This is a genomic window from Mycobacterium sp., from assembly GCF_035633495.1.
Classification (GTDB): Bacteria; Actinomycetota; Actinomycetes; order Mycobacteriales; family Mycobacteriaceae; genus Mycobacterium.
On record NZ_DASQEU010000147.1, the window covers coordinates 28,100 to 41,559 of the forward strand.

Sequence of the window (13,460 nt, forward strand, 5' to 3'; positions counted from 1 at the left end):
ACCGGCGGCGCGGCACGCCACAATGTACCCATGCAACTGACGCACTTCGGCCACTCCTGTCTGCTGGCGAACTTTCGAGAAGGCGCTGACGAAACCACCGTGCTGTTCGACCCGGGGAACTTCTCGCACGGCTTCGAGGGAGTCACTGGTCTGTCGGCCATCCTGATCACCCATCAGCACCCCGATCACGCCGACGTAGCGCGTCTGCCAGCGCTGATCGACGCCAACCCGCAGGCCGCGCTGTACGCCGACCCGATGACCGCAGCCCAGCTCGGCGGGGCGTGGCAGGTCGTCAACGCCGGCGACGCGTTCACCGTGGGCCACCTCTCCGTCCGCGGCGTCGGCGGCACCCACGCGGTGATCCACCCCGAAATTCCGGTGATCGACAACATCTCGTACCTGATCGGGGACGAAGGTCATCCCGCCCGGCTGATGCATCCCGGCGACGCGCTGTTCACTCCCGGTGAGCCGGTCGAGGTGCTCGCCACCCCGGCCGCGGCGCCGTGGATGAAGATCTCCGAGGCAGTCGACTACCTGCGGGCGGTGGCGCCGACGCACGCCGTGCCCATCCACCAGGCGGTGGTGGCCAAGGAGGCGCGTGGCATCTACTACGGACGACTGTCGGAGATGACCGACACCGACTTCCAGGTACTGGAGGAGGAGAACGGCAGGTACTTCTAGGTGAAGGCCGCAAAACGGCTGGCATTCACCGGTCACATCGCGGGCCTCGGCACGGGCATCGGCGACGTGATGGTGCAGACTGCCGACGGTGAGCGCATCTTGCTGGCACCCACCGAGCAGATCGCCGAATTCGTCTCTTCTACTTATACTTTCGACTCCACCGAGATCGGTCCGGTCAGCGCGCAGCACACAGTCGACGGGTTCTCGGTCTCGGCACCGGGCCTCGACGTGGCGGGCCGGTTGGGCGGGCCTGCGGTGGGTGCCGCGACGGCTTGCGACCGCGCCGATGTGGCTGCGGGTCATCGATCCCGTCGCGTCCCGGCTGATCCCCGGGTGCGCACCGCGGGCAGTGCGGGCAAAGGCCGCCGTGAGTACTACGGGGTGCGACGGACCAGGCGGATCGCCGACGTCGACGGCACCTTCCGCGGCGTGGACCTTGGCGGGCTCGCCCCGCTGTATCCGCCCTCCGCTTCGGGTTCTCATCGGCTCCGACGACTCCGCAGATGGTCTCGGTGACGACGACGATCGATCTGCCTGCGCGCTAGCCGGTGTCGCGCACCGCGGCCCGGCCTGCGGCGCGACCGGAGAATACGCAGCCGCCGAGGAAGGTGCCTTCGAGTGACCGGTAGCCGTGCACTCCGCCGCCCCCGAAGCCGGCCGCCTCGCCCGCGGCGTACAGCCCGTCGAAGGCTGTCCCGTCGGGCTTCAGCACTCGGGAGTCGAGGTCGGTCTCCAGCCCGCCCAACGACTTTCGCGTCAGGATGTGGAGTTTGACCGCGATCAGCGGGCCTGCCTTCGGGTCGGTGATCCGGTGCGGTGCGACGACGCGGGCGACTCGGTCGGCCAGATAGTTGCGTGCACCGCGGATGGCCGTCACCTGGCTGTCCTTGGTGTACCTGTTGGCGACTTCGCGGTCACGGGCCGTCACCTCGGCCTCGACCACGCCGTAATCCAGCGGTTCGACGTCGGGTACGTCGTTCATCCTGGCGACCAGGGCCCGCAGCGTCATGGCCGACACGAAGTCGACGCCGCGGTCGACGAATCGTTGCACCGGCGGTGGAGGACCCGGCCGCAACCGCGACAAGACCTTGCGCAAATCGCGTTCGGTGAGGTCGGGATTCTGCTCTTGCCCCGACAGCGCGAACTCCTTCTCGATGATCCGCGCGTTGAGCACGAACCACGTGTAGTCGTGCCCCGTCTTGGCGATGTACTCGAGCGTGCCGAGGGTGTCGAAGCCCGGGTACAGGGGCGCGGGCAGACGCCGCCCGGTCGCGTCGAGCCAGATGGAAGACGGTCCCGGGAGGATCCGGATGCCGTGCTTGGGCCAGATGGGGTCGTAGTTGGTGATGCCCTCGGTGTAGTGCCACATCCGGTCGCCGTTGATGAGGTTCGCGCCGGCGGACTCGGTGATGCCGAGCATCCGCCCGTCGACGTGTGCGGGAACGCCGCTGAGCAACTGGTCGGGTACCCGACCCATTCTGGCCGGCCAGTTCTTGCGGACCAGGTCGTGGTTGCCGCCGATGCCACCACTGGCGACGATGACGGCCGGTGCGCGAAACTCGAACTCGCCGATCGTGTTTCGCGTAGATGCGACGCCGCGCGAATCGGCCGACGGCTCCAGCACCGCGCCGCGCACCCCGGTGACCGCACCCTCCTCGACGATCAGTTCGTCGACGCGGTGTCGATACGCGAACCGCACCTTGGCACCGGCGGCCAGGAGTTGCCGGGCGAAGATTTCGACGATTCCTGGCCCGGTGCCCCAGGTGACGTGGAAGCGCGGCACCGAATTGCCATGCCCGCGAGCGTCGTAGCCGCCGCGTTCGGCCCACGCCACCAGCGGGAAGGTTCGCAGCCCACGCTCCCGCAGCCAGCTGCGCTTCTCCCCCGCCGCGAAGTCGACGTAGGCATGCGCCCACTGCAGCGGCCAGTGGTCTTCGGGCCGGTCGAAACCCGCGGTGCCCAGCCAGTCCTGCAACGCGAGCTCGTGGCTGTCGCGGATGCCCAACCTGCGCTGCTCGGGACTGTCCACGAAGAACAGCCCGCCGAACGACCAGTAGGCCTGGCCGCCCAGGTTCGCGGCGTTCTCCTGGTCGACGACGAGGACCGAGCGACCCTTGTCCAGCACCTCGCAGGCGGCCACCAGCCCGGCGAGCCCGGCTCCGACCACGATGACGTCAGCATCAGCCATGGAAGGCCACCTTAGCCGTCCGAGTTCAGGCGGCGTCCGTCACATCCGTCTGCGCGGGCTTGGGTTCCCACCGGTACACGGCCGGTGCGCACCGATGGAGCAGGGCAAGGTCGATTGCGTCCAGCATCGCCTGGCGTGGACCCGATCGCCGCAGCTGCCCGGCGGCCACGGCGACGCGGACGGTGCCGGCGCGACGCGCGATGCGTTCGGCAGAGAGCACCAACGTGCGGCACCACCACGATTCGGTGAGGAAGCCTTCGCCGATGCCGACGACCCTGGCGCGCGACGTCGTCCCGCGTACCAGATCGGTGACGCCGCTCAGCTCCGCGACGACGCGAAAGCCGTTGCGCGGCAGTGCTATGACGGTCCCCTGCGAGACCGTCCAGCCCGGCGCGGTGAACAGTCGCGTACGCAGACCAAGATGCTCGAGAACGCGGTCGGCGCCCATCAGCCGCAGGTTGGCCTCGTGTGCTTGCAGCGTCGCGAACTCGCCGCGACGCTTCTTGGTTGCCGCCTCGTCGTATCCGTGTAGGACGACTGCGTCTCCCTCGGCGCGACAACGCGTGAGCCACTCGACGGTCGGGGCGTCCCGATCGAGCCGGTAACCGCCCTTGAGCCGAGGCGCGACCAGGAACGACGCAGGCACGTCGCGCGCCGCGAGCTCTTCGCGGAACGCGTCCACGTCGGCCAACGTGCGGTCCCTGATCCCGGAGATCGAGACGATCAGTTCTCCAGCCACGCAACGCAGTATGGCAACGCCAGGTGTGCAGAAGGTGTCAGACACGTGGGCGCGAGTTGACGATCAGGGGCCGCTACCGGGGCAGGACGGCCGCGATGGCGCTGATCACCTCTGGCGCATCGGGCTCGGTACGCGGGCGGAACCTGTCGACGATCTCGCCGCCCGTCGCCAGCAGGAACTTCTCGAAGTTCCACTGCACGTCGCCCGCCTCGCCGTCGGCGTCGGGGGTCTTGGTCAGTTCGGCGTACAGCGGGTGCCGGTCGGCGCCGATGACGTCGGCCTTCGCCAGCAACGGGAACGTCACGCCGTAAGTCGTCGAGCAGAAGGACTGAATCTCCTCCGCCGTGCCCGGCTCCTGGCCCATGAACTGGTTGCACGGCACGCCGATCACCGTCAGCCCGCGATCGCCGTAGTCCTTGGCCAGCCGTTCCAGCGCGGTGTACTGCGGCGTCAGACCGCACTTGCTGGCGACGTTGACCACCAGCACGGCACCGCCGGCGTAGTCAGCCAGTGTCGTGGGCTTGCCGGAGAGCGTGGTGAGAGCGATGTCGGTCACGGGCTGATTCATGACCGAGACGTTACCGCCGCACTTTGGCCGTGGCCGCCCGGACAACCGATCGCTAGGCTTGCTAAGTGGTACATCGCTCGCTCGATCCCAAGCCCCGGAGCGCCGTGCCGTCTGCGGCGGCACCCCCCGACAACCCGACACTCGACGACTACCCCGACAAGCTCGACGCCGCGCTGCTGCGGATCGCAGGCGTGTGCGTGCTGGCAGCGGTGATGGCGATTCTCGACACTACGGTCGTCAGCGTCGCGCAGCGAACGTTCATTCGGGAGTTCGAGTCGACCCAGGCGGTCGTCGCCTGGACCATGACCGGCTACACGCTGGCGTTGGCCACCGTGATTCCGCTGACCGGTTGGGCGGCCGACCGTTTCGGCACCAAACGCCTCTTCATTGGCTCGATCGTGTTCTTTACGGTCGGCTCGTTGCTGTGCGCGATGGCCCCGAACATCACGCTACTGATCGCCTTTCGGGTCGTTCAGGGCATCGGCGGCGGCATGCTGATGCCGCTGACGTTCACGATCCTGACGCGAGAGGCAGGACCCAAGCGGCTGGGCCGGTTAATGGCCGTGCTCGGAATCCCGATGCTGTTGGGCCCCATCGGTGGTCCAATTCTGGGTGGCTGGTTGATCGACGCCTACAGCTGGCAGTGGATCTTCCTGATCAACCTGCCGATCGGCGTCATCGCGGTGGTGCTGGCGGGCATCGTCTTCCCCAGGGACTCTCCGCAACCGTCGGAGACGCTGGACGCCGTCGGCATGCTGCTTTTGTCGCCGGGCCTGGCGTCATTCCTCTACGGCGTGTCGTCGATCCCCGGCCGCGGAACCGTTACCGATGTGCACGTGTGGATTCCGGCGTCGATCGGCCTGGCCCTGATCATCGGGTTCGTGTTCCACGCGCTGTTCCGAGCCGATCATCCGTTGATCGACCTTCGACTATTCAAGAACCGAGTGACGACGCTGGCCAACTCGGCGATGTTCCTCTTCGCCGCCGCGTTCTTCGGTGCCGGTCTGCTGTTTCCGAGCTATTTCCAACAGCTTCTCGGCCAGACGCCACTGCAATCCGGGTTGCACCTCATTCCCCAGGGACTCGGCGCCATGCTGACGATGCCGATCGCCGGTCAGTTCATGGACAAACGCGGGCCGGGCAAGATCATCCTGGTTGGCGTGTTCGTGATCGCTTGCGGCATGGGAACATTCGCGTACGGCGTACACGAGCAGGCCGCCTACAACCCCACCCTGCTGATCGGGCTGGCCGTCATGGGCATGGGCATGGGCTGCACGATGATGCCGCTGTCGGGTGCGGCCATCCAGTCCCTCGGGCCGACGCAGGTAGCGCGTGGCTCCACGTTGATCAACGTCAACCAGCAGGTGGCGGGTTCGGTTGGCACCGCGCTCATGTCGGTGATCCTGACCAATCAGTTCAACGGCAGCGCGGCGATCGGGAAGGCGAATGAGGTGTCCTACGCCGCCGAGGCCGTCCGCCAGGGACAACTCGACCCGTCGGCGCTGCCGCCGCCACCGGTCCTGCAGCAGATCGTGGACGCCGCGCGACCCGATCTCTACCACGCGTACTTCGTGGTGTTCGTGGTGGCGGTCGGGCTCGTCTGCCTGACGTTCATCCCGGCGGCGTTCCTGCCGAAGAAGCCGGCGCAGTCGGTTCCCGGCCAGCCGGCCGTGCCGGTGATGGCGCACTAGTCGTCGAACAGGATCCCCGCCAGCCGCTCGACCGTCGCCACCGGATCGCCCGTGGTGTTTCGCCATGGCCGTCTTCTTGGCTCTCGTACTCGGCAGCATTGCCGCCGGCATCGTCGGATGGCTCGGGGTCGTCTACGTCGACGACTGGCCGGCGTCGATCGCCGTCGGCCTGGCCGTCATGTTCGTGATGACCGGCGTCGCGCACTTCGCCCCGTCGATGCGGCGCGACATGATCGCGATCGTGCCGCCCGCCCTGCCCGCGCCGGCACTGCTGGTTAGCGTCACCGGCGTGCTGGAACTGCTCGGCGCCGCGGGACTTCTGTTCCCGCCGACCCGCGTCGCCGCCGCGGTGTGCCTCTTCCTGCCGATGCTGGCGATGTTCGCGGCGAACGTCCACGCGGCGCGGATGGCCCACCCGCCCACGTCGATGGCGTCGCGGCTAGACGTTCGGACGGCGGAAGAGGTGGTCTACCTGGCCGCTGCCGTGGTGGTCGCGGTCGCCGGTGGCTAGCACCCAGGCGTACATGAACGCCGCTTCCTTCCAACGTTCGTAGCGTCCGCTGATTCCGCCGTGACCGGCGCTCATCTCGGTCTTCAAGAGCACCGGGTGGGCATCGGTCTTGCTATGGCGCAGCGCGGCAACCCATTTGGCAGGCTCGACGTAGTACACCCGCGTGTCGTTGAGCGACGTCATGGCCAGGATGGCCGGGTACTCCTTGGCCTCGACGTTCTCGTACGGCGTGTACGACTTCATGTAGTGGTAGACCTCCTCGCTAGCCAGCGGATTGCCCCACTCGTCCCACTCTGTGACGGTCAACGGCAACGACGGATCGAGGATCGTCGTGAGGGCGTCGACGAACGGCACCTGCGCCAGGATCCCTGCGAACAGGTCGGGCGCCATGTTCGCGACCGCGCCCATCAGCAGGCCGCCGGCGCTGCCGCCCATCGCCACCAGGTTCTCGGGTCGCGCCACGTCGGTTCCCACCAGATGTGCGCCCACGGCGATGAAGTCGGTGAAGGTATTTCTCTTGTTCAGCATCTTGCCGTGCTCGTACCACGGCCTACCCATCTCGCCGCCACCCCGCACGTGGGCGATGACGAAGACCATGCCGCGGTCGAGAAGCGACAGTCGCGCGATGGAGAACCGCGGGTCCTCGCAGGACTCGTAGGCGCCGTACCCGTACAGCAGCGTCGGGGCCGGAAACTGCAGTCCCGCACGGTGGATGATGGACACCGGGATCCGCGTCCCGTCGGGCGCAGGCGCCCAGTCCCGCCGCTCGACGTACTCCTCGGGCCGGTAGTCGCCGAGTACCGTCTGCTCACGCAGCATGGTCCGCTCGCCCGTGGCCAGGTCGATGTCGTAGATGCGCACCGGCACGATGAAGGACGTGGTGGCGACGCGCAGCACGGGCGCCGACCAGTTGGGGTTCCCCGACAGCCCCGACGACGTCAACTCCGTCTCGAAGGTGATCTCCTCGGGATGGCCGTAGTTCCCGTCGGATGTGATCGGCCACAACTGAATACGCGGTAGCGCCTCACTGCGGTAGCTGACGACGAGCTGGTTCTCGAACGCGTCGACGGCGTCGAGACGAACGTCCGCACGGTGCGCGATGAGCGTGCGGAAGGCCGTCGGGTCGCTGACGGGCGCCTCGACGAGGGTGAAGTTCTCCGCGCCGTCGTTGTGCAGGATCAGGAAGCGATCCTCGCCGCCGACGACCGCATGTTCGACCGAGTACTCGACGAAGTCGCGGCGCGGCAGAATCGACACGAACTCGGTCTCGCCGTCGGCGGCGTCGCCGTAGAACACCTCGGACGTCACCGAACTGCCCGTCGCGATCAACACGTACTTGTTGCTTCGCGTCCGGCCCACGGCGACCCAGAAGCGCTCGTCGGGTTCGTAGAAGACCCTGGTGGCCGGTAGGCCTGCTCCGAGCCGGTGCCGCCACACGGTGTCGGGACGCCACGCATCGTCGACGGTGGTGTAGTAGACGGTGCGGTCGTCCGCCGCCCACGTGACCCCCGCTCCCATGCCGACGATGGTGTCCTCGTACAGCTCTCCGGTGCGCAAGTCCTTGAAGCGCAACGTGTACCGCTCGTCGCCGATGACGTCGACGGAGTAGGCCAGGGTGTGCCCGTCGATGCTGATCGACGCCGCACCGAGCGAGAAGAAGTCGTGTCCTTCGGCTTCGAGGTTCTCGTCGAGCAGCACCTGCTCCCCCGGGACGTCGGCGTTCTCGTCGAGCTGTGGCGGCACCCAGTCGTCGGGATCGGTGACGGGGCAACGGCAGTGAATGCCGTATTGCTTGCCTTCGATACTGCGCCCGTAGTACCACCATTCACCGCGGCGGGTCGGCACCGAAAGGTCGGTCTCCTTCGTGCGGGCCTTGATCTCGTCGAAGATTCTCTGCCGCAACGGCGCCAGCTGCTCGGTCTGCTGCTCGGCGTAGGCGTTCTCCGCCTCCAGATAGGAGATCACCTCCGGGTCGGACTTTGCCCGAAGCCACTCGTAGTGGTCGATGAAGACGTCGCCGTGGTGCTCGCGGCGATGCTCGACACGCTTGCCAATCGGCGGTGTGCCGGTCATTTGGCTCCGATCCAGTCTGCGAATTTCAATCCTGAAATACGTTCGTATGCCTCGATGTAACGGGCTCTGGTGGCCTCGACGATGCCGGGCGGCAGCGCGGGAGGCGGGACGTCACCGTTGCGGTCCCAGCCCGACTCGGGTCCGGTCAGCCAGTTGCGGACGAACTGCTTGTCGAAACTGGGCTGCACGACACCCTCCTGGTAGGCGTCGGCCCGCCAGTATCTGGACGAGTCAGGAGTGAACACCTCGTCGGCGAGCACCATGTCGCCGTTCTCGTCGACCCCGAACTCGAACTTGGTGTCGGCGATGATGATTCCCCTGCTGAGGGCGTGCTCGGCGGCCCGGGCGTAGATCTGCAGCGTCAGGTCGCGCAACTGGGCGGCGCGCTCGGCACCGACCACGTCGACGACGGCCTCGAAGCTGACGTTCTCGTCGTGTTCTCCCAGTTCGGCTTTCGTGGCGGGGGTGAAGAGCGGTTCGGCGAACTTGCTGGCCTCGGTGAGACCGTCGGGAAGCTCGATGCCACATACGCGGCCGGTCGCGCGGTAGTCGATGATGCCGGATCCGGTGAGGTACCCGCGGGCCACGCACTCGACCGGCATCATCTCCACACGTTTGACGACCAGTGCGCGGCCCAGCACCTCTTCGGGGATCCGCTCGTCGTCGGCCGGGCCCGCCAGATGATTGGGCTCGTTCAAGTAGTCGAAGAAGAAGACGCTCATCGCGGTGAGGATGCGGCCCTTGTCGGGGATCTCGCTGTCGAGGATGTAGTCGAACGCGGAGATGCGGTCGCTGGCGACGAACAGCAGGTGATCGGGGTCGATACGATAGAGTTCGCGAACCTTGCCGCTGGCCAAATGTTCGTAGTCGGTCAGAGCTGGGTGCATCGGGCAAGACTATCGGTCCATCTGTGCTGGGATCACACCCATGAGCTCTCGCTACGTGCCGTACGCCACCACGCCCGGCCGGCTGCTCGCGCAGCTGATCAGTGACATCGTCGTCGTCTTGTGGACCACCGTGTGGGTGTTCGTCGGCCTGGCCGTGCACTCCGCGGTGAACACCATCGCCGAGGTGGGCAGGCAGGTGAACGACGGCGCCACCGGCGTCGCGAACAATCTGAACTCCGCCGGCAACAGCACCGATGACTTCCCGCTGGTCGGCGATGCACTGAGCAAGCCGTTGCGAGCCGCGAGCCGGGCAGCGCTCGACATCGCCGGCGCCGGCGCCAGCCTTGATTCGACCGCGAGCTGGCTTGCGGTCGTGCTGGGCTTGGCGGTCGCGGCCCCGCCGATCCTGTTCGTCGCCCTGCCGTGGCTGGTGCTGCGCGTCCGGTTCTTCCGTCGCAAGTGGACGGCGATCACGCTGGCCGCCACCCCCGCGGGCGAGCAGCTGTTGGCGCTGCGCGCACTGGCCAACCGGCCGCTGGCCAAACTCGCGTCGGTCAGCATCGACCCCGTCGGTGCCTGGCGCCGCGACGACGCGATCGCGATCCGCGGCCTGGCCAACCTCGAGCTCCGTTCCTCGGGCATCCGCCGCAAATAACCCCGCCCCCCCCCGGCGATTTCGGCGTGATCGGTTGCGATGAGCGCGACCAGACACGCCGAGATCACCCGAAACGGAACCGCTGAGCCGCCAGCAGCGTCCACCAAGAGGTGCTGAACGAACTACTTCGAAGACACGACGGGGTCGTCACGCTGTCGCAGGCCCGAACCATCGGGCTGAGCAAGCATGCCGTCAATCGGCGGGTACGAGCGGGTGCCTGGCTCCGTTGCGCACCGGGCGTCTACTTCGCAGACGACAGGCCGTTCACCGACCTTGCACGTATTCGAGCTGCCGTGTGGAGCTACGGCGACTCCGCAACCGCGAGTGGACTTGCCGCAGCGTGGTGGCAGCGACTCACGCGATTCGCCCCCACGATCGTCGAGGTAACCGTGCCGCGGGACAGCAATGGCCGGACCCGCGACGGGTCGCGGGTGCGACGCCGCGATCTGACCCCGGCGGACATCGTCGTCGAACGGGGATTGCGGGTGACGGCCCTGCCGCTGACCGTCGTGGAGGCGGCCGCCAGGCGGGATGGTGGCGCCGCAATCATGGACTCGGCGTTGCAACGCAACATCGAGCTAAGCGCATTGTGGCGAGCGCATTTACGAAACAAGGGTCGTCACGGCGCACCCCGCGCACGCCGCCTGCTCAAGGCGGCGGACGACGGCGCGCGCTCGGCGGCCGAGCGGTTGCTGATCCAGCTGTTGAAGGACGCAGGCATCACCGGCTGGGTCGCGAACCTTCCGGTCGGAGGCTATTGCGTTGACGTCGGCTTTCGTGCCTGCAAGGTCGCACTCGAGGCCGACGGCTTCGCATTCCACAGTGATCCGGAGGCTTTCCAGAAGGACCGTGTGCGGCAAAACCACCTCATGCTGCTCGGCTGGCAGGTGTTGCGGTTTACCTGGTTGGACCTCACCGAGTATCCAGAGCGGGTGATTGCCGAGATCCGACGTGCGATCTCGGCGTGATCAGTCGCTGTCAACGCGACCGATCACGCCCAAATCGGGGGGGTCGCCGGCGGCGGGCGCAGTGCTACCACCATGTGCCGGATGCCGGTGTGCCGATTGCTCCGCGTCCACTCGACGGGCTTGACCAGCGCGGCCGACGAGAACCGCCCGAGCAGCTCCTCGAACAGCACCCGCAGCTCGAGACGCGCCAGGTTCGCACCAAGGCAGTAGTGCACCCCGTGCCCGAAGCCCAAGTGCGGATTGGGCTTTCGCGTCACGTCGAAGGTCCCCGCGTTGGCGAAGGCCGTTTCGTCGCGGTTCGCCGAGCCCTCCCAAGTCTGCACCTTCTGCCCGGCCTCTACCGGACACCCGCCGAGCATGACGTCGCGCGTCGCGGTGCGCCGCTTCGACGGACGGCGACGTCCAGCGCACCATCTCCTCGACCGCGGTCGGCAACAGCTCCAGGTCCGCACGAAGCAACTGCATTTGGTCCGGGTGATCGATCAGCGCCAGCAGCCCGCCTGCAACCGAGTTCCGCGTCGTCTCCGCGCCCGCACTGAACAACAGGCTGAAGAAGAGGTACAACTCCAGGTTCGACATCGTCGGCTCGGAGTCGACCATGGCGTTCGCGACGACCGACAGCATGTCGTCGGTCGGCGCTGCGCGTTTGGACGTGATCAGCTCCTGGCCGTAGGCGTACATCCGCGAGCCCGCCTCCTCCACGGACATCCGCGGCGTGAGGCCGGAGCTGACCAGACGCCGGATCTGCGAGTGCCGCGGGTCGTCCATCATGTTGAGCACCTGGCCGGCGATCGACCGGTCTTGCAGCAGCGTGCCCCCGAATGGCCGATCGCCACCGGTCACCGACGAGAAGCACATCGAATCTCGAAGCACGGCAAGACTTTCCGCATACGTGGCAACGGACCAGAAGCCTTCACCGTCGGGAGTGTGTTCGGTGGGCTCATGCCAGTAGACCGGCGCCTCGCGACGGTGCACCGCGAACAGTTCGTGCGGAAAGCCGGCCGCGAAGTTGTCCAGGTCGGTGAAGTCGACCGTCGCCAGCGCACCGGCCGGAGTCACAGGATCGCGTCCGACGTGTACTTGGCGGCGTCGGGATACCGGCTCACCAACTCATCGACGGCCGCGACGACTGCGTCGATCTGCGCACCTGCCGCCCCGGTGAAGGCCGCCTTGTCCGCCAGCGCCGCGTCCAACGCCGCGCGGTCCAGCGGCAGCCGCGGATCGGCGGCCAGCCGGTCCAGAAGGTCTGGCTCCAAACCCTTCTCCCGCATCGCCAGCGCCACCGCGACGGCGTGCTCCTTGATGACCTCGTGCGCCGTCTCGCGGCCGACGCCCGCCCGCATCGCGGCGATCAGGATACGGGTGGTGGCCAAGAACGGCAGGTAGCGGTCGAGTTCGCGCTGGATCACGGCGGGGTAGGCACCGAATTCGTCGAGGACGGTGAGGAACGTCTCGATCTGCCCGTCGAGCGCGAAGAACGCGTCGGGTAGCGCGACGCGACGCACCACCGAACAGAACACGTCGCCCTCATTCCATTGCGCGCCTGCGAGTTCGGCAGCCATCGACGCGTAGCCGCGCAGCACCACCTGCAGGCCGTTCACACGCTCACACGAGCGGCTGTTCATCTTGTGCGGCATGGCCGAAGAGCCGACCTGCCCTGGCGCGAACCCCTCGGTGACGAGCTCGTTGCCCGCCATCAGCCGGATGGTGTGTGCCAGCGACGATGGCCCGGCCCCGAGCTGCACCAGCGCCGACACCACGTCATGGTCCAGCGACCGCGGGTAGACCTGCCCGACGCTGGTGAAAACATCTGCGAAGCCGAGGAATTCGGCCACCTGGCGCTCGAGGTCCGCGAGACGCGAGGTGTCTCCGTCGAACAGGTCGAGCATGTCCTGCGCGGTGCCCATGGGTCCCTTGATGCCCCGCAGCGGGTAGCGGTCGATCAGCTCCGACAGCCGCGTCAGCGCGACGAGCATCTCCTCGGCCGCCGAGGCGAACCGCTTGCCTAGGGTCGTCGCCTGCGCGGCCACGTTGTGACTGCGGCCCGCCATCACCAGATCGCGATAGAGGTCGGCGCGTTCGGCCAGCCTCGCGACGACTGCGACGCCGTGCGCGTGCACCAGTTCCAGCGAGCGCCGGATCTGCAGCTGCTCGACGTTCTCGGTGAGATCCCGGCTCGTCATGCCCTTGTGCACGTGCTCGTGTCCGGCGAGGGCGTTGAACTCCTCGATGCGCGCCTTGACGTCGTGGCGCGTCACCCGCTCGCGGTCGTTGATCGAGGCGAGATCGACCTGCTCCACAACCCGCTCGTAGTCGGCGATCACGCCGTCGGGCACCGTGACGTCCAACTCGGACTGCGCGCGGAGAACGGCGATCCACAGTCGCCGCTCGGCGACGATCTTGGCTTCTGGCGACCAGATCGCCACCATCTCCGCGCTGGCGTACCGATTGGCCAGGACATTCGGAATGCTCACGAACACACAGCCTACTTAGACGGTA

General features: G+C 67.2%; 12 protein-coding genes and 1 pseudogene. 6 read left to right on the plus strand and 7 right to left on the minus strand.

Annotation, left to right across the window (positions count from 1 at the left end; translation table 11 throughout):
- Positions 1-30: 30 nt before the first annotated feature.
- Both VET27_RS21535 and VET27_RS21540 read left to right on the plus strand, forming a co-directional pair.
- On the plus strand, positions 31-681 hold the full coding sequence (locus VET27_RS21535) for an MBL fold metallo-hydrolase (protein WP_526521645.1): 651 nt from the start codon (positions 31-33) through the stop codon (positions 679-681).
- On the plus strand, positions 682-1,197 hold the full coding sequence (locus VET27_RS21540; protein WP_526521646.1) for a hypothetical protein: 516 nt from the start codon (positions 682-684) through the stop codon (positions 1,195-1,197). It abuts the gene before it with no gap.
- A 25-nt stretch (positions 1,198-1,222) separates the two neighbouring features.
- Here the strand turns inward: VET27_RS21540 and VET27_RS21545 are convergent, their stop codons facing one another.
- From VET27_RS21545 to VET27_RS21555, 3 genes are all read right to left on the minus strand, one after another.
- On the minus strand, positions 1,223-2,869 hold the full coding sequence (locus VET27_RS21545; RefSeq protein ID WP_526521647.1) for an FAD-binding dehydrogenase: 1,647 nt from the start codon (positions 2,867-2,869) through the stop codon (positions 1,223-1,225).
- A gap of 25 nt (positions 2,870-2,894) precedes the next feature.
- Positions 2,895-3,608: a DUF2334 domain-containing protein gene (locus VET27_RS21550; protein ID WP_526521648.1), complete on the minus strand. Its 714-nt coding sequence runs from the start codon at positions 3,606-3,608 to the stop codon at positions 2,895-2,897.
- Positions 3,609-3,681: 73 nt separating this feature from the next.
- Complete coding sequence (locus VET27_RS21555) at positions 3,682-4,176, minus strand: glutathione peroxidase (protein ID WP_526521649.1); 495 nt, start codon at positions 4,174-4,176, stop codon at positions 3,682-3,684.
- Positions 4,177-4,280: 104 nt separating this feature from the next.
- Between VET27_RS21555 and VET27_RS21560 the strand changes: the two genes are divergently transcribed.
- Together VET27_RS21560 and VET27_RS21565 are read left to right on the plus strand one after the other, a co-directional pair.
- On the plus strand, positions 4,281-5,867 hold the full coding sequence (locus VET27_RS21560) for a DHA2 family efflux MFS transporter permease subunit (protein ID WP_526521684.1): 1,587 nt from the start codon (positions 4,281-4,283) through the stop codon (positions 5,865-5,867).
- Positions 5,868-5,931: 64 nt separating this feature from the next.
- Positions 5,932-6,378 carry a DoxX-related protein gene (locus VET27_RS21565; RefSeq protein ID WP_526521650.1) on the plus strand — a complete coding sequence of 149 codons (447 nt, stop codon included), beginning with the start codon at positions 5,932-5,934 and terminating at the stop codon, positions 6,376-6,378.
- Here the strand turns inward: VET27_RS21565 and VET27_RS21570 are convergent.
- Both VET27_RS21570 and VET27_RS21575 read right to left on the minus strand, forming a co-directional pair.
- Positions 6,307-8,451, minus strand: coding sequence for a S9 family peptidase (locus VET27_RS21570; protein WP_526521651.1), 2,145 nt, complete (start codon positions 8,449-8,451; stop codon positions 6,307-6,309). The two genes, VET27_RS21565 and VET27_RS21570, sit on opposite strands and share 72 nt — an antisense overlap.
- Positions 8,448-9,338, minus strand: a complete 891-nt coding sequence (locus tag VET27_RS21575; protein WP_526521652.1) for a phosphoribosylaminoimidazolesuccinocarboxamide synthase — start codon at positions 9,336-9,338, stop codon at positions 8,448-8,450. The genes VET27_RS21570 and VET27_RS21575 overlap by 4 nt, the downstream gene beginning before the upstream one ends.
- Positions 9,339-9,378: 40 nt before the next feature.
- Between VET27_RS21575 and VET27_RS21580 the strand changes: the two genes are divergently transcribed.
- The gene (locus VET27_RS21580) at positions 9,379-9,993 is read left to right on the plus strand and encodes a hypothetical protein (protein ID WP_526521653.1); all 615 of its coding nucleotides are present in this window, start codon (positions 9,379-9,381) and stop codon (positions 9,991-9,993) included.
- A gap of 110 nt (positions 9,994-10,103) precedes the next feature.
- On the plus strand, positions 10,104-10,961 hold the full coding sequence (locus tag VET27_RS21585; RefSeq protein WP_526521654.1) for an endonuclease domain-containing protein: 858 nt from the start codon (positions 10,104-10,106) through the stop codon (positions 10,959-10,961).
- 23 nt (positions 10,962-10,984) lie between these two features.
- Here VET27_RS21585 and VET27_RS21590 read toward each other — a convergent pair.
- Together VET27_RS21590 and purB are read right to left on the minus strand one after the other, a co-directional pair.
- Positions 10,985-12,020: pseudogene (locus tag VET27_RS21590) on the minus strand (cytochrome P450).
- Positions 12,017-13,435 (minus strand): adenylosuccinate lyase, encoded by a 1,419-nt coding sequence (purB, locus tag VET27_RS21595; protein ID WP_526521655.1) that lies wholly within the window; start codon positions 13,433-13,435, stop codon positions 12,017-12,019. Before purB ends, VET27_RS21590 begins: the two are co-directional and overlap by 4 nt.
- Positions 13,436-13,460: the final 25 nt, after the last annotated feature.